This window comes from Desulfobacteraceae bacterium, from assembly GCA_022340425.1.
In the GTDB taxonomy this organism is placed as follows: Bacteria; Desulfobacterota; Desulfobacteria; order Desulfobacterales; family JAABRJ01; genus JAABRJ01.
The window spans coordinates 1-21,685 of the sequence record JAJDNY010000162.1; the positions used below are offsets into that span (position 1 = coordinate 1).

Annotated in this window: 22 protein-coding genes and 1 pseudogene; 8 read left to right on the forward strand and 15 right to left on the reverse strand. The window is 63.1% G+C overall.

The window, feature by feature from the left end:
- The 3 genes from LJE63_14220 to LJE63_14230 all read left to right on the forward strand — a co-directional run.
- Positions 1-1,771, forward strand: a 1,771-nt coding sequence (locus LJE63_14220) for a helix-hairpin-helix domain-containing protein (protein ID MCG6907762.1), incomplete at its 5' end; no start/stop codon positions are given.
- Between the two features lie 40 nt (positions 1,772-1,811).
- On the forward strand, positions 1,812-2,273 hold the full coding sequence (gene dtd / locus LJE63_14225; GenBank protein MCG6907763.1) for a D-tyrosyl-tRNA(Tyr) deacylase: 462 nt from the start codon (positions 1,812-1,814) through the stop codon (positions 2,271-2,273).
- A 70-nt stretch (positions 2,274-2,343) separates the two neighbouring features.
- The gene (locus LJE63_14230) at positions 2,344-3,570 is read left to right on the forward strand and encodes a D-alanyl-D-alanine carboxypeptidase (protein MCG6907764.1); all 1,227 of its coding nucleotides are present in this window, start codon (positions 2,344-2,346) and stop codon (positions 3,568-3,570) included.
- A 142-nt stretch (positions 3,571-3,712) separates the two neighbouring features.
- Here LJE63_14230 and folE2 read toward each other — a convergent pair whose 3' ends face one another.
- From folE2 to lon, 8 genes are all read right to left on the reverse strand, one after another.
- Positions 3,713-4,507 (reverse strand): GTP cyclohydrolase FolE2, encoded by a 795-nt coding sequence (folE2, locus tag LJE63_14235; protein MCG6907765.1) that lies wholly within the window; start codon positions 4,505-4,507, stop codon positions 3,713-3,715.
- 180 nt (positions 4,508-4,687) lie between these two features.
- Positions 4,688-5,428, reverse strand: coding sequence for a tRNA 2-thiocytidine(32) synthetase TtcA (locus tag LJE63_14240; protein MCG6907766.1), 741 nt, complete (start codon positions 5,426-5,428; stop codon positions 4,688-4,690).
- A 20-nt stretch (positions 5,429-5,448) separates the two neighbouring features.
- Positions 5,449-5,658, reverse strand: a complete 210-nt coding sequence (gene rpoZ / locus LJE63_14245) for a DNA-directed RNA polymerase subunit omega (protein ID MCG6907767.1) — start codon at positions 5,656-5,658, stop codon at positions 5,449-5,451.
- 78 nt (positions 5,659-5,736) lie between these two features.
- Positions 5,737-6,204, reverse strand: a complete 468-nt coding sequence (gene greA / locus LJE63_14250; GenBank protein MCG6907768.1) for a transcription elongation factor GreA — start codon at positions 6,202-6,204, stop codon at positions 5,737-5,739.
- A gap of 124 nt (positions 6,205-6,328) precedes the next feature.
- Positions 6,329-7,351 carry an aspartate-semialdehyde dehydrogenase gene (locus tag LJE63_14255; protein ID MCG6907769.1) on the reverse strand — a complete coding sequence of 341 codons (1,023 nt, stop codon included), beginning with the start codon at positions 7,349-7,351 and terminating at the stop codon, positions 6,329-6,331.
- A gap of 327 nt (positions 7,352-7,678) precedes the next feature.
- Positions 7,679-8,356: a phosphatidylserine decarboxylase family protein gene (locus tag LJE63_14260; protein MCG6907770.1), complete on the reverse strand. Its 678-nt coding sequence runs from the start codon at positions 8,354-8,356 to the stop codon at positions 7,679-7,681.
- A 144-nt stretch (positions 8,357-8,500) separates the two neighbouring features.
- Positions 8,501-9,202: a tRNA (adenosine(37)-N6)-threonylcarbamoyltransferase complex dimerization subunit type 1 TsaB gene (gene tsaB, locus LJE63_14265; GenBank protein ID MCG6907771.1), complete on the reverse strand. Its 702-nt coding sequence runs from the start codon at positions 9,200-9,202 to the stop codon at positions 8,501-8,503.
- A 99-nt stretch (positions 9,203-9,301) separates the two neighbouring features.
- Positions 9,302-11,743, reverse strand: a complete 2,442-nt coding sequence (gene lon / locus LJE63_14270) for an endopeptidase La (protein ID MCG6907772.1) — start codon at positions 11,741-11,743, stop codon at positions 9,302-9,304.
- Positions 11,744-12,068: 325 nt separating this feature from the next.
- On the opposite strand from lon, the gene LJE63_14275 reads away from it, so the two are divergent.
- The 3 genes from LJE63_14275 to LJE63_14285 all read left to right on the forward strand — a co-directional run bounded on the left by LJE63_14275 (position 12,069) and on the right by LJE63_14285 (position 15,047).
- On the forward strand, positions 12,069-12,845 hold the full coding sequence (locus LJE63_14275; GenBank protein MCG6907773.1) for a prepilin peptidase: 777 nt from the start codon (positions 12,069-12,071) through the stop codon (positions 12,843-12,845).
- A 66-nt stretch (positions 12,846-12,911) separates the two neighbouring features.
- Positions 12,912-13,637 carry a metallophosphoesterase family protein gene (locus LJE63_14280; GenBank protein MCG6907774.1) on the forward strand — a complete coding sequence of 242 codons (726 nt, stop codon included), beginning with the start codon at positions 12,912-12,914 and terminating at the stop codon, positions 13,635-13,637.
- 60 nt (positions 13,638-13,697) lie between these two features.
- Positions 13,698-15,047, forward strand: a complete 1,350-nt coding sequence (locus LJE63_14285; protein MCG6907775.1) for a protein kinase — start codon at positions 13,698-13,700, stop codon at positions 15,045-15,047.
- 24 nt (positions 15,048-15,071) lie between these two features.
- Here LJE63_14285 and tpx read toward each other — a convergent pair whose 3' ends face one another.
- From tpx to LJE63_14310, 5 genes are all read right to left on the reverse strand, one after another.
- A complete protein-coding gene (gene tpx, locus LJE63_14290; GenBank protein MCG6907776.1) occupies positions 15,072-15,572 on the reverse strand; it encodes a thiol peroxidase in 501 nt (166 codons plus the stop codon).
- A gap of 20 nt (positions 15,573-15,592) precedes the next feature.
- Complete coding sequence (locus LJE63_14295; protein MCG6907777.1) at positions 15,593-15,853, reverse strand: hypothetical protein; 261 nt, start codon at positions 15,851-15,853, stop codon at positions 15,593-15,595.
- 12 nt (positions 15,854-15,865) lie between these two features.
- The gene (locus LJE63_14300; GenBank protein MCG6907778.1) at positions 15,866-16,561 is read right to left on the reverse strand and encodes a glycine/betaine/sarcosine/D-proline family reductase selenoprotein B; all 696 of its coding nucleotides are present in this window, start codon (positions 16,559-16,561) and stop codon (positions 15,866-15,868) included.
- A gap of 191 nt (positions 16,562-16,752) precedes the next feature.
- A complete protein-coding gene (locus LJE63_14305; protein MCG6907779.1) occupies positions 16,753-16,977 on the reverse strand; it encodes a hypothetical protein in 225 nt (74 codons plus the stop codon).
- Positions 16,978-17,065: 88 nt separating this feature from the next.
- Positions 17,066-17,266, reverse strand: a complete 201-nt coding sequence (locus LJE63_14310; GenBank protein MCG6907780.1) for a hypothetical protein — start codon at positions 17,264-17,266, stop codon at positions 17,066-17,068.
- Positions 17,267-17,635: 369 nt separating this feature from the next.
- On the opposite strand from LJE63_14310, the gene LJE63_14315 reads away from it, so the two are divergent.
- On the forward strand, positions 17,636-18,106 hold the full coding sequence (locus LJE63_14315) for a universal stress protein (protein ID MCG6907781.1): 471 nt from the start codon (positions 17,636-17,638) through the stop codon (positions 18,104-18,106).
- Here LJE63_14315 and LJE63_14320 read toward each other — a convergent pair.
- On the reverse strand, positions 18,099-18,920 hold the full coding sequence (locus tag LJE63_14320) for a hypothetical protein (protein ID MCG6907782.1): 822 nt from the start codon (positions 18,918-18,920) through the stop codon (positions 18,099-18,101). The two genes, LJE63_14315 and LJE63_14320, sit on opposite strands and share 8 nt — an antisense overlap.
- Before the next feature lie 349 nt (positions 18,921-19,269).
- On the opposite strand from LJE63_14320, the gene LJE63_14325 reads away from it, so the two are divergent.
- Positions 19,270-20,817, forward strand: a complete 1,548-nt coding sequence (locus LJE63_14325) for an aldehyde dehydrogenase family protein (protein MCG6907783.1) — start codon at positions 19,270-19,272, stop codon at positions 20,815-20,817.
- A gap of 30 nt (positions 20,818-20,847) precedes the next feature.
- Here the strand turns inward: LJE63_14325 and LJE63_14330 are convergent.
- Positions 20,848-21,315: pseudogene (locus LJE63_14330) on the reverse strand (M23 family metallopeptidase).
- Positions 21,316-21,685: the final 370 nt, after the last annotated feature.

A 21,685-nucleotide genomic window follows, 5' to 3' on the forward strand; every position in this document is an offset into this window, starting at 1 on the left:
CCCCGCCGCGCGCGCCGACATGCGCCAACTCTTCGCCACCCAGGCCGTGATCCGCAGCACCGTGGCCGGCGGTCAGGAAACGGCCGGTGCCAAGTTCCGCGATTACTTCGACTGGACCGAACCGGCCGCCAAAGCCCCCTCCCACCGCATTTTGGCCATACGCCGCGGGGAGCGCGAAGACATCCTGAACGTGAGCATCGCGCCACCCGAGGAGGCGGCCCTTGCGCTGCTGGAAAGCCGCTTCATCCACGGCAGCGGCGAGGATGCCGAACAGGTGCGCCTGGCGCTGCGCGACGGCTACCGGCGCCTGCTGTCGCGGGCCATGGAAACCGAGGCCCGCCTGGCCCTCAAGGAACGGGCCGACCGCGAGGCCATCCGGGTGTTCGCCGGGAACCTGCGCCAGCTGCTGCTCGCCCCGCCCCTGGGGCCCAAGCGGGTAATGGGCATCGACCCCGGGTTTCGCACCGGCTGCAAGGTGGTCTGCCTGGACCCCCAGGGGAAGCTGCTGCACCACGACACCCTTTTTTTTCACACTTCGGAAAAGCGCCGCGAGGAGGCCGTCCAGAAAATGGCCACCCTCTGCGAGGCCTTTCAGATCGAGGCCATCGCGGTGGGCAACGGCACGGCCGGCCGGGAAACGGAAACGATCGTCAAGGGCCTGCCCTGCGCCCAAAACCTGCCGATCCTGCTGATCAACGAAAGCGGGGCCTCGATCTATTCGGCATCCGAGACCGCGCGCGCGGAGTTTCCCGATCTGGACCTGACCGTCCGCGGTGCGGTTTCCATCGGCCGGCGCCTGATGGATCCCCTGGCGGAGCTGGTTAAAATCGACCCCAAGTCCATCGGTGTCGGCCAGTACCAGCACGACGTGGACCCCAGCGCCCTGAAGGATGCGCTGGATGACGTGGTCGTCAGCTGCGTCAACGCCGTCGGCGTGGATCTCAACACGGCCAGCGCCGAACTGCTGGCCTATGTTTCCGGCCTCGGCCCCCGGCTGGCACGCAATATCCTCCTTTTTCGAAACGAGCACGGGCCGTTTGGCTCCCGCGAGGCGCTCAAGCAGGTGCCGCGTCTTGGCCCCAAGGCCTTTGAGCAGGCCGCGGGATTTCTGCGGGTCAAAAACGGCGCCAACCCCCTGGATGCCAGCGCGGTGCACCCGGAGAGCTACCCCATCGTGGACCGCATGGCCCGGGACCTGGGCTGTTCCCTGGCCGATCTGCTGGCCGCGCCGCAGATGCAGCGGAAGATCGACCTCAAACGCTATGTAACGGCAACCGTCGGCCTGCCGACCCTGACCGATATTCTCGAGGAGCTGGCCAAACCGGGACGGGACCCGCGGGAAACCTTCGAGGCCTTTGAGTTTGCCGAGGGCGTCGCGACCCTGGAGGATTTGCAGCCGGGAATGAAGCTTCCCGGCATTGTCACCAATGTCACGGCTTTCGGGGCGTTTGTGGATATCGGGGTCCATCAGGACGGCCTGGTGCACGTGAGCGAACTGGCCGACCGCTTCGTCAAGGACCCCGCCCAGGTGGTGCGGCTGCAGCAGCGGGTAAAGGTTACCGTGCTGGCGGTCGATCTGGCGCGCAAACGGATCTCGCTTTCGATGAAATCGGCCCCCGCTGAAGCCCCGCACCATGAGCCGGCTACCGCGCCGCGCGGGGGCGCTTCGGAGCGCTCCAAGGAGCACCGCCGGCCTAGCGGCAAGGAAACCCTCAAGCGGCCGTTCAACAACCCCTTCGGCGCCCTGCTGGACCGGTCCCCAAAACGGTGACATCTGGTCTGGCAGGCCCGAACCATGACCGGAGGACTGAATGCGGGCCGTAATTCAGAGAGTCGCACAGAGCCGGGTGAGCGTCGCGGGGGAGGTGGTCGGCGAGATCGGCCGCGGCCTCCTGGTGCTGCTGGGGGTCGCCAGCGGCGACACCCCCGCGGATGCCACCCAGCTGGCCGAAAAGATCGTCCACCTGCGAATCTTCGAAGACGCCGCCGGCAAGATGAACCGCAGCCTGATAGACACCGGCGGACAGATGCTGGTGGTATCCCAGTTCACCCTGCTGGGCGACTGCCGCAAGGGGCGGCGGCCCTCGTTTGCCCGGGCGGCCGCCCCCGAACTGGCGCAGAGCCTCTACGAGGACTTTGTGGAAAAGGCCCGGGCCGCGGGGGTGACCGTGGCAACCGGCCGTTTTCGGGCGATGATGGCCGTTTCGCTGATCAACGACGGCCCCGTCACCCTGATCGTGGAAAGCCCTTCCGCTGACTGCCGCGCAACCTGAGGGGGGCGGCCTGAAAACCGCTTTGCCCTCCGCCGCCGGAGGGGGAGCGGTGGCTTGGGGAGTGACCAACATGCCTGGATTTCGTCTGTTCGTCTCAGGCCCTTGGCAGTGCAGCCGGAAGTGGCTGCTGGCCGCATGCCTGGCCGGCTTGCTACTGCCGACCGGCCTGCCGGCGGCCTCCCTGGAGGGGCTGAAACCCCTGCTCGGCCCCGCTGACGCCGCCCTGGTAACCGCACCCGACGGCCGGGTGCTGCTGGCCGCAAACGCCGATCGGCAGCTGGTTCCTGCCTCGATCCTGAAGGTTCTCACGGCCTTAAGCGCCCTGCATTACCTGGGGCCGGATTTCCGCTTCGAGACTGATTTTTACCTCGACTCCGACCACAACCTCATCGTCCGCGGATCCGGCGACCCGCTCCTGGTATCCGAAACCCTGGCCGAGATCGCAGCCGCCTTGACCCCGCGGCTCCAGCGTTTCAACGATCTGGTGCTGGACGCGAGTTTCTTTGAGCAGCCGATCCGGATCCCGGGGGTTTCGACCTCGCCCCAACCCTACGATGCCCCCAACGGCGCCCTGTGCGTCAATTTCAACACGGTCGCATTCGAGACCGTCAACGGGCGCCTGGTCAGCGCGGAGCCCCAAACCCCGCTGATCCCCTTCGCCGCGGCACGCATCCGCGCCTCCGACCTAAAAAGCGGCCGGATCGTGCTCTCAGGCCAAAACCAGGACCACCTCCGCTACGCCGGCCACCTCATCCGCCACTTTTTGTTGGCCGGCGGCATCCGGAGTCACGGATCGGTGCGGATCGGCCGCGGCGACCCGGCCACCCGGCGCCTGGTGTACCGCCACAGGGCACCCCACCCGTTGACCGCGGTCATCGCCGAGCTCTTGGAGCACTCCAACAACTTCATCGCCAACCAGCTGACCGTGGTCATCGGGGCCGCCACCGCAGAGCCGCCGGGAACGCTGGCCAAAGGGGTTGCCGCCACCCGCGCCTATGCCGCCGACGTGTTGGGGTTGGATGACCTCAGACTGGTGGAGGGCTCGGGGATTTCGCGCCAGAACCGCATTTCGGCCCGCGAGATGGACCGGGTCCTCACCGCCTTCGAACCGTTCCGCAGCCTGCTGCGCCGGGAGGGTCGGGAATATTACAAGACCGGCACGCTCAACGGCATCCGCACCCGCGCCGGCTACATCGCCAGCGCCGCGGGCGGCTGCTACCGGTTTGCGCTGCTGGTCAACACCCCCGGCCGTTCCACCGACAGGATCATGCGGGGCCTTCACGAGCGCCTGAACTGAGCGGTGGTTCAGCGCCTCAAAGGGATGCAGGGAAAACCGCAATCGGGATGGTTGCCGACGGGCAAGGGCAAAAGCAGCGGAAGGTGGCCCGAGACGGCAGCAGCGGGGCGGGAGACAACAGGGGAGCGGGGCGGGCCGCCGTTCAGGAATTCCTGCGGGCAGGGTCCTTTTCTTTGGTGATCGATGCGTAGGCGCTGTGGTTGTGGATGGACTCGAAGTTCTCGGCGCTCACGGCAAACCAGGTGATGTTGGGGTCTTCGTTTAGGGCCACGGCGATGTCCCGCACCACGTCCTCGACAAATTTGGGGTTGTTGTAGCCCCTTTCGGTGACGCACTTCTCGTCCACGCGCTTCAGCACCGAGAACACCTCGCAGGAGGCGCAGCGCTCCACCAGTTCGATCATGTCCTCCAGCCAGATGAACTTCTTGAACCGCACCCGCAGCCGGACCTTGCCGCGCTGGTTGTGGGCGCCGCCGTCGCTGATCTCCTTGGAGCAGGGGCAGACCGATGTGATCGGCACGATCACCTCGGAGACCAGGTCGATTTGACTCTGGGGATTGCTGGAGCCGGTTATGCGGCAGGTATAGTCCATCAAGCCGGGGGAATGGCTGACCGGGGAATGCTTCTCGATGAAGTACGGGAAGGTCACCTCGACATGCGCCGATTTGGCGTTCAGATGCTGCTTCATCTCCTCGAGAATGACCAGGAAGCGCTTGAGCGAAATCTCTGGGTGAAAGATGTGCAGCATCTCCACGAAGCGGCTCATGTGGGTGCCGCGGTACTTGTGGGGCAGGTCCACGTACATGTTGATGTTCGCGACGGTGTGCTGGATCCCCTCCCGGCGGTCCTTGACGATAATGGGGTAGCGCAGGTTCTTGATACCGACCTTGTCGATGGGAATGTTGCGGTAGTCGCGCTGGTTTTGGGTGTCTTTCATGATGGACGGACCCGAAAAGTCCCCGATCAGAAGGTTTTGAACAAAAGCGCCGGGCCATGGCGGGTGACGCCCGGAAACCCGGTGATCCTCACCGCGCCGTGGGGTTTTTAGGGTGATGCGACGGGCAAAAACAGTGCGTTGGCGGCAGCGATTTTTCCAGCCGACCGCAAGCCGCCGGCCTCAATGACGCGACGGCGCTTTCAAGAGGTATTCCGGCCTCACATGGTGCATGGCACGAAAGATATTCCCCTTGATTTTGCGGTTCGAACGGTAGAGGCGCTCCAAGAGCCCCTTGATTTCCCCCCGCCTGGAGGTCCGGGCCGATGGGCAGGTATTTTCAAAGACCGGAAATTCCCGGCTGCGGGCGAAGCGCCGAATCAAATCCCCCTCGGCGAACGCCAGCGGCCGGATGACCTCGAAGCGCCCACCGAAAAAGGGCTGCAGCGGCTTCATCGTACTGATTTCACCCGCGTAGCAGATGTTGAGGAAAAATGTCTCGATGATATCATCCTTGTTGTGGCCCAACGCCAGTTTGTTGCAGCCCATTTCATCGGCAATCTCAAAGAGACGTCTGCGCCGCAGCCGCGAGCAGAGAAAACAGGGGTTTTCGCGATTTTCCGGGCTGTGCCCGCGCAGACCAAAATCGGTCAGTTCAACCCGCAGCGCAAGCCCCTGGGAAGCACAAAAACCCGCCAGCGGGTCGTTGAAGCCGCCGGCGAAGCCCGGATCGATGTAGACGGGAAAGATCTCGTAGGCGATGGGCACCCGCCGCTGGCGCTCCTGCAGGATCCACATCAGCGTCAGGCTGTCCATCCCGCCGGAGACCCCGATCAAGACCCGGTCACCGTCGGCAAGCATCCCGTAGCGGTGAAGGGCTTTGCCGACGGCCCGGTTGAGCGCCTTGAAGTTCCCCGCGGCCATCGGCTCCTCCGCCAAACAGGCTATTTTTCAGCTGTCTCGGGTTCCTTCTGGATAAAAACCTTGCCAGCCGCGATTTCCCGCAGGGAAACGACGATATCCTCGTTCTTGGGGGAGCTCACCAGGTATTCGGAGCCTTCCCGGATCTGTCGCACGCGCTTGGCTGCCATGTGCACCAGAAGGAAACGGTTGGGCACCCGCTTCATGCAGTCTTCAATGGTAATTCTCGCCAATTTTTTCACCTATTATCGGGCTGTTGTTTAAAGCTATTGAAATCGAAACTTTCACTTTTTTAACCCAATGGTCCGGCATTACAGAATATCCACCAGTTCGTAGGAACGCTTGCCCCCCGGGGCCAGGAGTAAAATCTCGTCACCGGGCTTTTTGCCCAAAATGGCCTTGCCCAGCGGCGAGGAAATCGAAATTTTGCCCCGGTCCACGTCCGATTCTTCCGGCCCGACCAGTTGGTACTCCACCGCTTCGGCGGTGTCAACGTTTTCAAGCAGAACCCGGGTGCCGAAGACCACCCGATCCTTGGGCAGTTTGGTCGGATCGATGATGTCGGCGCTGTTCAACTTGAAATCCAGCTCGCTGATCCGGCCCTCGATGAAGGCCTGGCGGTCCTTGGCAGCTTCAAACTCGGCGTTTTCGGAAAGGTCGCCGTGGGCGCGGGCCTCTTCGATGGCCTTGATGTTCTGGGGCCTGTCAACCGACTTGAGGCGTGCCAGTTCCTTTTTCAGGGCTTCATAACCTTCACGTGTGATGGGAATTCTTTGCAAAGCACTACTCCTGGAAATAAATGATTCGACTGTCTCGTTCAAGCTGCCTCTCTCACCCGGCGCAGCGCCCCAGCCTGCTGCATCCTCCGGCAAGCTGAACCGCGGCTGCGGCCCGCCTTCCGGTTCAGAGGTATTTTTCGGCCAGCACCTCGGCGATCTGAACGGCGTTGGTGGCCGCTCCCTTGCGGATATTGTCCGCCACGACCCACAGGTTGATGCCGTTTGGAACCGATTCATCCTGGCGAATGCGGCCCACCAGGGTCAGGTCCTGGCCGGCGGCCTCGATGGCCAGGGGGTAAAGATTTCGTTTGGGATCGTCGACTACCTTGACCCCGGGAGCCGATTCCAGCAGGGCGCGCACACCCGCGGCGGTGACCGGCTTAAGGGTTTCAACGTTGATGGCCTCGGAATGAGAGTAGAACACCGGCACCCGGACCGTCGTGGCGGTGATGGCGATGGTGTCGTCCTCCAAGATCTTGCGGGTTTCGTTGACCATCTTCATCTCCTCTTTGGTGTAGCCGTTGTCGTAGAAGACGTCGATGTGGGGGAGGCAGTTGAAGGCGATCTGATGCGGATAGACCTTTTTTTCGACTTCCATGGAATTGAACAGCGCCCGGGTCTGATCGGAGAGTTCGTCGATGGCCTTTTTGCCCGTACCCGAAACGGCCTGATAGGTGGCGATCACCAGCCGTTTGATGCCGTATTGTCGATGCACGGGGTTGAGGGCGACGACCATCTGAATGGTGGAGCAGTTCGGATTGGCGATGATGCCCTTGCGGGTGTAGCTGGCCACGGCATGGGCGTTGACCTCCGGCACCACCAGGGGGACCTCGGGGTCCATCCGCCAGGCACTGGAATTGTCCACCACGACGCAGCCGGCGGCGGCCGCAAGCGGTGCGAATTTTTCGCTGGTGCCGCCGCCGGCGGAGAAAATCGCGATATCGATCCCCTTGAAAGATCCCTCGGTCAGTTCCGCGACAGCGATATCTTCTCCGCGGAATTCGAGCTTGCGGCCCACCGATTTGCGGGTGGCCAGCAAGGTGAGGGACTTGATCGGAAAATTGCGTTCTTCCAGGCAGGCAATCATCTGATTGCCAACGGCGCCGGTGGCGCCGACCACAGCGACACGGAACTCTTTACCCGACATGGCCTGACTCCTGTTGCAGGTCGAAAAGGTTTTCAAACGGCCCGGTCCGCCAAAAGTTAAGGGTCGCGACAATAAATAATTCCACAATCTGGCGCCGGATTTTGGTTCGTCACCCAGGCACATTCGCCGGTGCATATCGGGATATGTGCCGGCGGATGTAACGCCGGTGACGTGCCAAAAGACAAGCCAGATGTGGAATTATTTCTTGCCGGGGCCCTGATATGGGGTATCGGTGCAACGGCTGAAGCCGGCGCCGAAGGCCCCATTTCTCTGGTCCGGGCGATTGCGGCGGCCCGCTGGCCTTCAATCACGCGCCCCGGAACGATTTCAGCGGTTTTCCAGAAACCCCAGCACGGCGGTGCCTGCCCGCACCTTGTCGCCCACCGCCACGGCAAGATCGGTCTCAAGCGGCAGGTAAACGTCCAGCCGCGAGCCGAAGCAGATCACGCCGAAGCGCTGGCCGCGCAGCATCCGCTGATCTTCGTGAACATAGCAAATGATTCGGCGCGCGATGAGCCCCGCCACCTGCACCACGCACAAATCCCACCCCCGGGGGCTTTCCATGAAAACCGCGTTGTGCTCGTTATCCCGGGACGCCTTGTCCAGGTGGGCGGAGAAAAACTTGCCGGGAAAATAGGTGATTTTTTTGACGGTGCCCTCTATCGGGGAGCGGTTCACATGCACGTTGAAGACCGACATGAAAATGCTGATCTTCCTGCACCGCCCGTCATAAAACGGCGTCTCCTGCAAGACCTCGGCGGCGATCACCTTGCCATCGGCCGGCGACACGATGGCCCCCGCCTTGGAGGGAATCACCCGGTCGGGGTCCCGGAAAAAAAAACAGACGCACAGGGTCGCCCCGAGACCCAACAGGGCCGGCAGGGCAAACCCCAGCAGGGCAAAGACCGCCGTTATAAAGGCGCCGGCCAGAATCATGGGCACGCCCGCCTTGGCGATCGGAAAGGCCGCCTGCGCGGGGGAATCGGACCAGCTGTAATCATTCATGGGAAAGCATCACGTCAAGGGAAGTTGCGTCCACCGACCACCCAGCGAAAAAACACAGGCAACCGCAAACCAGTCGGGGGAAGATACCCGAAGTATTCCAAAACGTCAACGAAAAGACCGGCCGGTGCTGGAGATTCATTGGTCTCAAGGCAAGCGCCCGGCCGCCGTCCCACGGTGTATCTCGGCATCCGATTTCCGGACATAGATCGGCCGTAGATCTCCCAGGGGCGCAGGCGTTCCCTCCACCAGCCGCCGCCACCCCAGCCAGGCCACCGACGAGGGCCGCAGCTGGTTCTGAAAATCCGGCACAAAGCAGGCCTTTTCACCCAACGCAGCCGCAATGAGATCCCGGTAGAGCAGTGCGCCGCTGCCCACGAAAAGGCATGTCTGCGTCACGTCCCGGACCGCCGCCAGCGGGTCCTGCACCTGGTCTGGGGTTTCGCGCAACAGGCTACCCGCAGCGAAACGAAAGCGTGCGCCATACACCTCTCCCCGGCGGGCATCCATCATCACCACCACGGGCGATCCCGGGCGGGGGTGCTGCCAGGCCAGGGCCTCCAGGGTTGCAACCCCCACCAGTGGTTTTCCCAGGGCCGCCGCCAGCCCCTGGAGGGTGCTGATGCCGATCCGAAGCCCGGTGAAGGAGCCGGGTCCCAGGCTCACGGCAAAACCGTCGACGGACGCCAGCGGAACCTTTGGGCGCGCCAGAACCTCCCGGATCATGGCCATCAGATGAAGCGAGTGGGTTTCCCGGCTGACCAGCAGAATTTCGGCCAGCAGCCGCTCGTTTTCCATCAGGGCGACCCCGCAGCCTTGGGCTGCCGTATCCACCGCCAGCAGTTTCATGCCCCCTCCCGGGCCGCTGCGATGGGTTCGGTGGATTTGCCCCGGGTTTGCAGGCCTCCCCTGGTGGGCGCCCCCGGCTGACGGTGGCCGGCGCCCATGTCAGCGCGCGGCATTTGCGGCCGGTCGACGGTTTCTGACGCGGGCTTTGCGGACGGGGGCCGGAACCGAGGCCTCCTCCAGCGCCACGGCCAGAACCTGGTCCATGTGGGCCACCGGCACGAACTTGATTTTGCGCTTGACGTTGGTCGGCAGTTCGCTGAGGTCCTTGCGGTTTTTCTCCGGCATCACGATGGTGCGGATACCCGCCCGCAGGCCGCCCAGGGCTTTCTCCTTTAGGCCGCCGATGGGCAAGACGCGACCGCGCAAGGTGATCTCCCCGGTCATGGCCACATCCTTGGCCACCGGCCGCCGGGTGAGGGCCGAAATCAGGGCGGTGGCCATGGCGATCCCGGCCGACGGCCCGTCCTTGGGGATCGCCCCGGCCGGCACGTGGATGTGCACGTCCAGATTGTCCAGAACGGTTTCCCTGACCTTGAAGACTTTCAGGTTGGCACGCGCATAGGTCATCGCCGCCCGCGCCGATTCCTGCATCACCTCCCCCAACTGACCGGTGACGATCAGTTCCCCCTTGCCGCCGAAAAGGGACACCTCCACGTAGAGGACCTCGCCCCCCACCTGGGTCCAGGCCAGACCGGTGGCCAGCCCCACCTGGCTCTCCTCCTGGTCCATTTCGGGGTAAAACTTGGGAATCCCCAGCAGCTTGGAGAGGTTGGCGCGGGTCACCAAAAACTTCTTCTTGTCGCCCTCGGCGACTTTGCGGGCGACCTTGCGGCAGATGGTGCCCAGTTCGCGTTCGAGGTTGCGCAATCCCGCCTCGGAGGTGTACTCGGTGATGATCTGACGCAGGGCCCCGCCGCTGATGGTCAGCTGACCGAGTTTGAGCCCGTTTTCCTTCAACTGCCGGGGCAGCAGATAGGCCTCTGCGATCTCCTGCTTCTCATCCTCGGTGTACCCCGAGAGGGTGATCACCTCCATCCGGTCCAGGAGCGCCGAGGGAATGGTGTCGGTGAGGTTGGCCGTCAGGATGAACATCACGTTGGAAAGGTCGAAGGGCAGGTTCAGGTAGTGGTCGCTGAATTCGGAGTTCTGCTCGGGGTCCAGGGCCTCCAGCAGGGCCGAGGAGGGATCGCCGCGGAAGTCGTAGCCCAGCTTGTCGATCTCGTCCATCATGAAAACCGGGTTGTTGGTGCCGCATTGCTTCAAGCCCTGCAGGATGCGCCCCGGCATGGCGCCGATATAGGTGCGGCGATGGCCGCGGATTTCGGCTTCATCGCGGATGCCGCCCAGGGAGATCCGGACGAACTTGCGTTTCAGGGCCCGGGCGATGGCCTGTCCCAGGGAAGTTTTACCGACCCCCGGGGGTCCGACAAAACACAGGATGGGTCCCTTCATCTTGGGGTTGAGCTTGCGCACGCTGAGATACTCGAGAATCCGGTCCTTCACCGGCGCCAGGCCGTAGTGATCCCGGTCGAGAATCTCCTTGGCCTTGGCGATGTCGATCACATCCTTGGTGGCTTTCTGCCAGGGCATCTCCACCAGCCAGTCCAGATAGGTCCGGATCATGGTGGATTCGGCCGCTTCGGGGTGCATCTGCTCCAGGCGTTTGAGCTGACGCTGGGCCTCCTCGGCGGCGGGCTTGGGCATCCGGGCTTTTTTGAACTTCTTGCGGTACTCGTCGACTTCCTGGGTTTTATCGTCCAGATCGCCCAGCTCGCGATGAATGGCCCGCACCTGCTCCCGCAGAAAATAATCCCGCTGGCTTTTGGAGATCTCGTCGCGCACATCCGACTGGATCTTGGCCTGCATGGAGGATAGATCCACTTCCCGGGATAGGAGTTCGTTGACCTTCTTGAGCCGCTCCTGGGAATCGACCATCTCCAGCAGCGCCTGGGACTCCTCGATCTTGAGTTTCAGGTTGGAGGCCACCAGATCGGCCAGGCGCCCCGGGTCTTCGATGCTCTCCAGGATCGTACCCACATCGTTGGTCAACTCCCCGCGCAGGGCCAGGATCTTTTCGCTGCTCTCGCGAACGTTGCGCATCAGGGCTTCGATTTCGAGATCCGCCGGCTTGGAGGGCTCTTCTTCCAGCAGCTCTATTTTGACCCGGTAATAGGAGGTCTTGCGGACATAGCGCACGATCCGGGCGCGCCCCAGACCCTGCACAAGCGCTTTCATCCGGCCATCGGGCAACTTGAGCATCCTCAGGATCCGGCCGACGGTGCCCACCCGGTAGATCTCGTCGGCCTTGGGGTTTTCCAGTGCGGGTTGTTTCTGGGTGGCCAGAAAGAGGAAGCGGTCCTGAGCCATGGCCTCCTCCACCGCCCGCACCGACTTCTCGCGGCCGATGAAAAGCGGCAGCAGCATGTCGGTAAAAATCACCACGTCCCTGACCGGAAGCATCGGCAAAACATCGGGGAGGTCCTTGAAATCTTCGCTTTCCTCGATGATGCTGATTAAATCGTCCCTGTCACTTTCAGCCATGCTCGCTCCTATGGGGGATTTTGACCCTTTTCGGTGAAAACTTCGGAGACCTCCCCGCGGTTGTCCGCCAAAAGGGTTTGATTCAACAAATTTTTATAATAAGACTTTTATGCCTTCTGACAATGATTCAGATAGGATTTTTTGCCCGGACCTTACAATATTGCCAACCGATATGCAATTGGCACCGCCAATCAAGGCGCAGCCGGCGCCTGTCGATAGAAACCCTTGAGACGCGGGCCGCCTGCGGACCGAGCCCCATGGAGGCGCTGACGGACTTTCCGCCCTCCATCCACACCGCCATTCAAAAAGGACAGACCCCGCAACGATGCCATTACCCATCGCCCCCGAACTTCCGGCCTTTATTCTGGGTGCCTGTATCGGCAGCTTTCTCAATGTCTGCATCTACCGCATACCGCTCGCCCGATCGATCGTCTCCCCGGGCTCCATGTGCCCGCGCTGCGGAAGCCCGATTCGCTTCTACGACAACATCCCGATTTTGAGCTACCTCTGGCTGAAAGGCCGCTGCCGCCAATGCCAGGCCCGGGTGTCGCCCCGCTACCCCCTGGTGGAGCTCCTGACCGCCCTGCTTTTCACGGCCGTTGCCCATCGCTTCGGCGTCTCCATCGAGGCCGCGATTTACATGGCATTCAGCGCGGCGCTGGTGACCATCACCTTTATCGACATCGACCACCGCATCATCCCGGACCGGATTTCCCTGCCCGGCATTGGGCTGTGCTTCCTGGCGGCCCTGACCCTGCCCCACATGGGCTGGCAGGCGTCCCTGCTGGGCATTGTGGTTGGCGGCGGCAGCCTTTTTGTGGTAGCCTGGACTTACAGCATGCTGACCGGAAAGGAAGGCATGGGCGGCGGCGACGTCAAACTGCTGGCCATGATCGGCGCGCTCTTGGGATGGCAGGGGGTGATTTTCACCATATTTTCGGCCTCATTGCTGGGCACCGTGGTCGGGCTGGGGGTTATGGTGCATGCCCGCAGCAACCTCAAACTGGCGGTTCCCTTCGGCCCCTTCCTGGCCACCGGCGCCTTGGCCTATATTTTCATGGGCCGCGAACTGGTGGCCTGGTATTTTGGATTGATGCGCTAGACGCTCTGGGGAGAATCGCCCCACTTCCGGCGGGCTGCCATCCCGGACGACAGGAACCTTAAACCCATGCGCCTTGCGGTCTTATCCGACATCCACGCCAACCTCGAAGCGTTCCAGCAGGTTCTAAAGGACATCGACCGGGCCGACATCGACGCCGTCGTCAGCCTGGGGGACAACATCGGCTACGGGCCGGATCCCAACGCGGTGATCGACCTGCTCCAGCAGCGCCGGATCCCCTCGGTAATGGGAAACCACGAACTGGCGGTGGTCAGCCCCCGGCATCTGGGCTGGTTCAACCCCCTGGCGCGCCGGTCCCTGCGCTGGACCATCGAGAGGCTTTCAGAGCCATCCCGGGACTTCATCAGCCGCCTGCCGGGGGTTTTGACGCTTTACGGCTTGCGGTTTGTCCACGGCTTCCCGCCGCGGGCGATCACCACCTACCTTTTCCAGGTTTCGCCGCAGCGGATCTTGAACACCTTCCAACGCCTCTCGGAGCCCCTCTGCTTCATCGGTCACACCCACGACCTGGAACACCTGGAATACGACGGTCACGACGTCTCACGCCACCCCCTGCGGGAAGGCGGCGTCGCGCTTCGCCCGGAAAACCGCCACATCCTGAACATCGGCGCCGTCGGCCAGCCGCGCGATGGCGACAACCGGGCCAAATACGTGATCTGGGACTCCCTTGAAAAGGTCCTCACGGTGCGTTTCTTGGCCTACGACATCGCCAAGGTGGTACGAAAAATCAAGGCCGCCGGGCTCCCCGAAGCCCATGCCGATCGGCTTTGGTGAGCGCCACCCCAAAAAGCGCGGGATTGGCCCCAGGACCCGCCCCGCAAAAGAAAAACCGCCATGCAGACCATTGGAAAATACCGCATCCGCGGCCTTCTCGGACGCGGCGCCATGAGCCGGGTCTACCGGGTTGAAATCCCCACGATTCGAAAGACAGTGGCCCTCAAGCGCCTGGAACCGGACCCTATGCTGGTGGCGTTGATGGGCGCTGAAAAAATCCGCCGCTTGTTCGTTTCCGAGGCGGTCACGATGGCGGGCCTGCGGCACCCCAATGTGGTCGCCGTCTGGGACTTTGGCGAAACCCAAGGGATCCCCCACTACCTCATGGAGCATTACAGCCACAACCTCGGCGAGATGATCGGGGAATCCTACCGTGTGGAACGCCCGTCGCGTGCGATACCGGTGGACAAGGCGCTTCACTACCTCCGCGGGGTGCTAAGCGGGCTCGCCTGCCTGCATTACGCCGGCATCGTCCATCGCGACATCAAGCCCTTCAACATCCTGATCACGGAGCAGGACACGGCCAAGATATGTGATTTCGGTCTTTCCAAGCTGAGGGGGGAAACGTTTGCGGGACCGCAGCAGCTAAAGGTCGGCTCGCCCTGGTATGCGGCTCCGGAGCAGGAGGCCGACCCGAACGCCGCGGGATTCAGCGCCGATGTCTTTTCGGCGGGGGTGATGTTCTACCGGATGCTGACCGGGGTCCTGCCCATGGCGGAGCCCATGCCTCCCAGCCGGCAGCACCCCGACCTTGACGCCATCTGGGACGCGTTCATCCTCAAGGCCATTGCCCCGAACCCGGATGCGCGCCATGGCGACGGCCGCCAAATGTTGGCGGCTTTGGCCGATCTTGAAACCCACTGGGAAAAGCGCAAAGAAGCGGTCTGTCGCCTGCCACCCGACCCCCCGGGTCAATCCCCGACCGCGAAGCACGCGCCGCGGATACTGCGAAAAACGCCGCGCAAGGTGGCCCCAAAAGAGGCGCTGGCGTTTTTCCGGCTCGATCCCCTCTGGCGGCCCCTCAGCATCAGGCCGCGAGCTTTCAGGCAGAAAAGCGCGGGCATCATCCTGGACGCCGAAAGCGGCCTGGTGTGGCAAACTGCCGGCACACCCTACCCCCTGACCTGGCATCAGGCCGCAGCCTACGTGGAGCATCTGAGAGCCGAAGGCTTCGGCGACAGGCAGAACTGGCGCCTGCCGACGGTGGACGAACTGCTTACGCTGGTGACCGATCTCCCCCGCAACCGCGATTTCTGCCTGGACCCGGTGTTCGACCCCGAACAGCGCTGGGCGTGGAGCGCGGACCGGCGGTCTTTCGTGGCAGCCTGGTGCGTCAGCTTCGATCTGGGGTACGTATCCCCCCAGGACTTCACCGACCTGAACTTTGTGCGCGCGGTGGCCGACGCTTGACACCCTCGGCGGGCAGGACCAAAATCAGGCCAGGGCCGCCAGGGCCGCCGTGTAATCCGGCTCCTCGGCGATCTCCGGCACCTGCTGGGTATAGCCCACCGTTCCTTTTTCATCCACAATCACCACGGCGCGGGACAGCAGGCCCTTCAACGGGCCTTCTGCAATGGTCACCCCGTAGCGCTCACCGAAGCTCCCGGTGCGAAAATCAGAGACCGATACGACTTCGTTGAGGCCTTCGGCGCCGCAAAAGCGGGCATGCGCGAAGGGCAGGTCCCTGGAGACGCACAGTACCACGCAGTTCTCCAGTTTGCTGGCCTCCTGGTTGAAGCGTCGCACCGAGGTGGCGCACACCGGGGTGTCAACGCTGGGAAAGATGTTCAGCACCACCCGCTTGCCCTTGAAATCGGAAAGGTTGACATCGGAAAGGTCCGTTTTGGTCAGGGTGAAGTCCGGCGCCGGAGCGCCAACCTTCGGCAGATCGCCCTGGGTGATGATTGGTGTGCCTTTGAAGGTGATTTGGGCCATGGTTTATCCTTTCTCTGATGTTAGGGCCGGTAACTGCCGGTCAGGGTCTCAATGGTCTTGGCGCTGGAGGCTTCTTGCAGCAGACTGAGCGCGGCGCCGAGAACCTCCAAATGCCGTTTACGGTCCCCCGGCGGTCCCAGGGGACGTCCCATCACGTGCGGGGTCAGCAGCACCCGGGGCAGATGCATCTTTTCAAGCTGGGCGCGGAACACTTGGCTGGCAACGATCACCGTCGCGATCCCGCTGGCTTCCATCAGTCTGGCGACATGTCCGACCGACATGTGACAGACCGGTCAGACGGGTACCAGCAAGAGGGCCTCGACCTCTTTTTCCTGGAGCAGGGCCACCCATTGGGGCCCGCTTTGCTTCAACAGCCGGATCTGGGAGCAGACTCCCATGAAGGCGTAGGCCGCGTCGGTCAGGGCCCCGATTTTACCCTCGGCCCGCAGCTGACGCAGGCCGTCAATGGGCAGGACAACATTGTGGTCGGCCTGGGCGCCGCGAATATCGTAGCCTCCGTGGCGCACCCGCAGGCGCTGGGGCGGGGTGTCGAAAGGGATGGCTGAAAGGGTCGGCGGCGCCTTGATTATCTCCATGATCTTGGCAACCGCCATCTCCTGGGTCATGTCGGCGATTCCCAGCGGCCGGGGGTCGTCCCCGGCCACGAAGTGCCCGCTGGAGGAGATCAGCGCCATGCGGGCCGCGGTGAGCGGTTTGGCCAGCACCGTGAAGGGGCCGTCGTCGTAGGCGAACTGTTTGGCCTCGGCATAGCCCCTGGCCTGCCATTCCAGGACGTGGTCGATCACGCGGCCAAAGTCGCCGTCGTCCAGGGCCGCGCCCAGTTTCAAGAGAAGCAGCCGGAAAAACTCGGCCGCCTCCTGATCCGGCAGGCTCTTCAAAAACTTGAAGTTCAGGTCAGTGCGCGACCCATAAGCGAAGGAATCTTTGAACTCCGTCAGGCTTTCGCTTTGGGAGGAGGATGTCGTCATGGCGCCTCCATTGGGGTGTGAACTGTCGGTCTAGGCACGTGTAGGTCTCAAATCTTAAGATCGGCATGGCGGAGGTACGGTCAAGCGCACCAGGGGCCACCGGTCGCTGCCGGCGGCCCGTCAATCAGGCCAACGGGCGGGAGGTGCTGCTTGAAGGCGACCCAGCGCCTGCACGAACGCCGGGGGGCGTTTCAGGGTTTGTAGTTGGCGATATCCTGGACGAAGCTTTCAAAATCGTGCCAGCGCAGAAAGCGGGATATCATCTCCCCCACCTTGTCGGCCGTGTCCACCCGATAACGACCGCTGGCATCGCGGCCAGCAAGGGCCTTGGCGTTTCTCACAATCGCCTGCAAGCTCTCGGCGGTCATCTCGACAACCGCATTTACCGCTATCGTCTCCCTCGTTTCCTCTGGCATGGAGCAGCCCCTTTCAAAACGCAGCGGACATTAATCCCGATCGACTGACGGACCTCAGCGCCAAGCCCGCCGCTGGCCGACGTAGCCTTCAGCGCAGGCCGGCGCGACCGTCGTCACAGGGTTCGCCGCCGTCCTCCAGGCGGGAGTGTTCGGCGGTCTGGGAAACCCCGCAGACCGGCAGCGGGTCGATCGGCTTCATCGGCTGGCCGCAGCAGACGGGCGCCTGCTCGGCATCTCCTTCATTTTGCCGTTGACATTTCGGACACTCGTAAGTAATCCCAGCACTCATGGCATTCTCCTCAAAAACCCGGTTTAATGGGGTCCCGCGGCCGGGACGGTGAAAATGCCTTAGGACCTCCAAAGATCTTTACACCAAAAAATAGGCAAACCCCGTTGCCTTGTCAATCCCGCGGGTTTTCCCCCAAACCCGCTGGGACCTAAATTCCCTATCAATCTCGCGTCCCCTTGTTTTTGACATTTCGCTGACAATTGTGTCATTAGAAGTCTTAAACGCTTGCCCTACCCCACGCCCCCGACAGGGGGCCGGCACCCCGCAGAGCCGGTCGGGGCGCCAGTGCCTCGCCCGCCGCCCCGGTGCCGGGCGTGGTGAACCGGCGGCCGCGCATCGCAATCCCCCAACCCGAAAGGAGAGAACCCTATGGCCAAAAAAATTCTGATCGCGATCGACGATTCTGAAAACGCCCGACGGGCGGCCGCATTTGTCGCCCAAACGTTCACGCCCGACAGCCGCATCACGCTTTTCAGCGTCCTGCCCGACACGGCTTCCATTTGCGAAATGGACAGCCCCGAACTCACCCCCTATTTTGTAACCCAGCAGACCTCTTTTTGCACCATCGAAGCCAAAAAGCGCGAACTGATCGAAAACGCCCTGGCCGGTGCCAAAAAAGACCTTCTGGCCGCGGGCTTCGACGCTGACGCCATCAAGATCAAAATGGAAGCCAAGAAAAAGGGGATCGCGCAGGACATCGCCGCCGAGGCGCAGACCGGTTACGATGTCGTGGTTCTCGGCCGGCGGGGCATCTCGGGCATCAAGGAGTTTTTTTTGGGCAGCATATCGCAGAAGGTCATCAATGCCGTAAAGGACGTATCGGTGGTATTCGTCAATTGATGGCACCATCGACGGGAGCCTGGAAAGCCTGGCGGTAGCCAGCAATCGGGCGCAACGTCTCCCGGGTCAGCGGCAGCCGCTCGTGGCCGCCGATGATCAGGATTCCACCGGGAGCCAGAACGCCCAGCACCTTCGCAAAAGCCTCGGACCTGCCCGGTTCCGCCAAGTAGGTAAGGATCGAGTTGCGCAGAAAAATGAGATCGTACGGGCCGCCCGGCGGCCCGGCGCGCAGGTCATGCATCCGCCAGAGGATGCCTTGTCTGATGGCGGGGCGCACCACCCAATGCCGCCCGCCGCGCAGCATCGTCAGCCCCGCGGCGCGCTCGGCAGGCCTCATTTCCCGGAGGCTGGCGGCAGCGTAAACACCCCGGCGGGCGGCCGCCAGATGATCGGGGTTCAGATCGGAACCCAAAAGCTCCAGAACGGCGTTCATCCCGGACGCTTGCGATGCCAATAGGGTCCAAAGAATCTTGAATGAGTAAGTTTCCTCGCCACGGGCGCAGCCGGCCGACCAGACCCGATACGAGGCCCCAGGCGGCCGGGCGCCCACCCACTGCGGCAGCTGCGCCTGGAGGGTATCCCACAAGCGCCGGTCCCTGAAAAACCGGCTGATGGGAACCGTTAGGCATTTTTCGCACGCGCTCCTGACGGCCGCATCCGCCGCCAGGCAGGCCAGGTAGGTGCTCATCTCCCGGCAGCCCAGGACCTGCATGTGCCGGACGATGCGTTTTTTTGCCCCCTTGCGCACCTTGCGGTAGCCGGACCAACTGAAACGGAGTAATTCCAGAAGGCTTTGGAAGTGACCATCATCCATCAGGGCCGTCCTCGGAAAACCCAAGTGCCCGGGGAAAAAAAGCCGGGAAACGGCCTGCCGGCCGCTGCCTGTGGGCCGACCCGAAGCCTGCGCGTTCGAGGACGGCCCTGCGGGAGCGCCCCGCCAGCACACCCGCCTTCCCCGCTCCATCCAGCGGCTCGAACCACACGGCGGGGCAGCCGCTGCGTCCCCCGGTACCATTTTCGTGCTTAGCGGGTGAGGGCGCAGAAGGCAAGCGCTGTCTTAAAGGCGGATCTCTGCCGCAACACCCCCGCGGGGTGAGGCGCCGCCGGCCAGCCGCGCCCAGGCGTGCTCCAAAGCCATTTCGCAACCATCGAAAGGGGACAGCATGAAGGCAATCCTGGATGAATTCCAGCTGACCGGCGAACACTCCGGCGTCGGCAGCGGGGCGTGGTTGGCCGCCGAAGGGCGGACCCTGGAGGTTCGCTCCCCCATTGATAACGGGGTGATCGGGCGCGTTCGCACCGCCGCCCGTAGCGATTATGAAACCGTGATCAGCCGCGCACAGAAGGCCTTTGAAAGCTGGCGCACGGTTCCGGCCCCCAAACGCGGCGAAATCGTGCGCCAGATCGGGGAAGCCCTCAGAGCCCACAAGCAGGAACTGGGCGCACTGGTGAGCCTCGAAGTCGGCAAGATCCGGGCGGAAGGCGCGGGTGAAGTCCAGGAAATGATCGATATCGCCGATTTCGCGCTGGGGCAGTCCCGTATGCTATACGGGCTGAGCATGCACAGCGAGCGCCCGGACCACCGCATTTACGAGCAGTGGCATCCGCTGGGCCCGATCGGGGTGATCACGGCCTTCAATTTCCCGGTGGCGGTCTGGGCGTGGAACGCCATGATCGCCCTGGTGGCCGGAAACACCGTGGTCTGGAAGCCCTCCTCAAAAGCCGCCTTAAGCGCGATCGCCGCCACCAAGATCGTCTGGGAGGTGCTGGAGCGCCAGGATCTGCCCCAGGGGATCGTGAACCTCGTGGTGGGCGACCGCGAGGCCGTCGGAGAGCCCCTGGCCCACGACCGCCGCCTTCCGCTGATCTCCGCCACGGGCAGCGTCGCCATGGGCCGTGAGGTGGCACGCGCGGTGGCGGGCCGGCTGGGCCGCAGCCTGCTGGAGCTGGGCGGCAACAACGGCATCATCGTCACCCCCAGCGCCGATTTCAAGCTGGCCGTGCCGGCCATTGTTTTCGGCGCCGTCGGCACCGCGGGCCAGCGCTGTACCAGCACGCGGCGCCTGATCATCCATGAGTCGATCTACGAGGCCCTCTCGGCCGCCCTGGTCCAGGCCTACCGCCAGGTGACGGTGGGCAACCCCCTTGCGGCCGGCACCCTGATGGGGCCCCTGATCGACCGGGCCGCCGTCCGCAGCATGCAGGACGCCCTGGAACGCCTGGAGTCCGAGGGCGGCAAAATCCTTTACGGCGGGCGCCCGCTGACCGAGCCGCCCTTGGATACCGGCACCTACGTCGCGCCCTGCATCTGCGAGGCCCGGGCGGACACCCCGGTGGTGGCCGAGGAGACCTTTGCGCCGATTCTCTTCCTCATGCGCTACCGCAGCCTGGAAGAGGCCGTGGCGATTCACAACCAGGTGCCCCAGGGGCTTTCCTCGGCCATCATGACCACCGACCTGCGCGAGGCCGAATTTTTTTTGAGTCAGCGGGGAAGCGATTGCGGTATTGCCAACGTCAACATCGGGACATCGGGTGCGGAAATCGGCGGGGCCTTCGGTGGCGAAAAAGACACCGGCGGCGGCCGGGAGGCCGGCTCGGATGCCTGGAAGACCTACATGCGGCGCCAGACCAATACGATCAACTGGTCCAGCCGACTGCCCCTGGCCCAGGGCATCAGGTTCGACATCGGCATCGAGGACTCCGGGCAATGACTGGTGCTAATTGAGGATGTACCGGGCGGGGTTGACCGGGACCCCGCTCAGCAGCACCTCGTAGTGCAGGTGCGGCCCCGTGCTGCGGCCGGTGTTGCCCACCTGGGCGATGACCTCGCCGCGTTTGACCTTATCCCCCGCCTTCTTCAAGATCTTGCTCAGATGCCCGTAGCGGGTGACGAAACCGTGGCCGTGCTGGATGGTGAGCATCTTGCCCATCAGCCCCTTGGGGCCTGCAAAGGTGACCCTGCCATCGGCCGGCGCGATCACCGGGGTGCCCTGACGGGTGGCGATATCCAGTCCGGCGTGAAACTGGCGGGTGCCGGTGAAGGGGGATTTGCGGTATCCAAAGCGGGAGGTTACCCACCCGCTGGTGGGCCGGATGGCCGGTGTGGCGGCCAGCAGGTTGGCCTGAGCCTCGATTTTGGTTTTCAGGCTTTCAAAGCCTTCCCTCTGCTTGACTATCGCTGACTGGAGCACTTTGACCTGATCGTGCATCTCGCGCAGGATGCTGCTGTCGATTTCCCCCGGGGAAAGATTGGTGTCCAGATCATCCGGAACGGCCCCGCCGACACCGAACGGGCTGCCGGTCTCCTCGGCCAGTTCACAGTTGGCGATGACGCGTATCTTGCTTTCGAACTGGGCCAGCTTCAAAAGCTCGGCCTTGAGGGCATTGATCTCTTCGGCGAAGGTGAGAATTCGGCGTCGCTGGCGCGTAACCTCCTCCCGCTGGGCGGAGAGATGGGTTTTCAGCTGCCGGTTGTCGCTTTCCGTCCGTCTGAGATCGAAATAGCTGCAGGAGAGCGCCGTCAAAGCCACCACGAAAACCGCTGCCAGCAGGCCTGCCAACCAAAGCATGGCCCTGGGC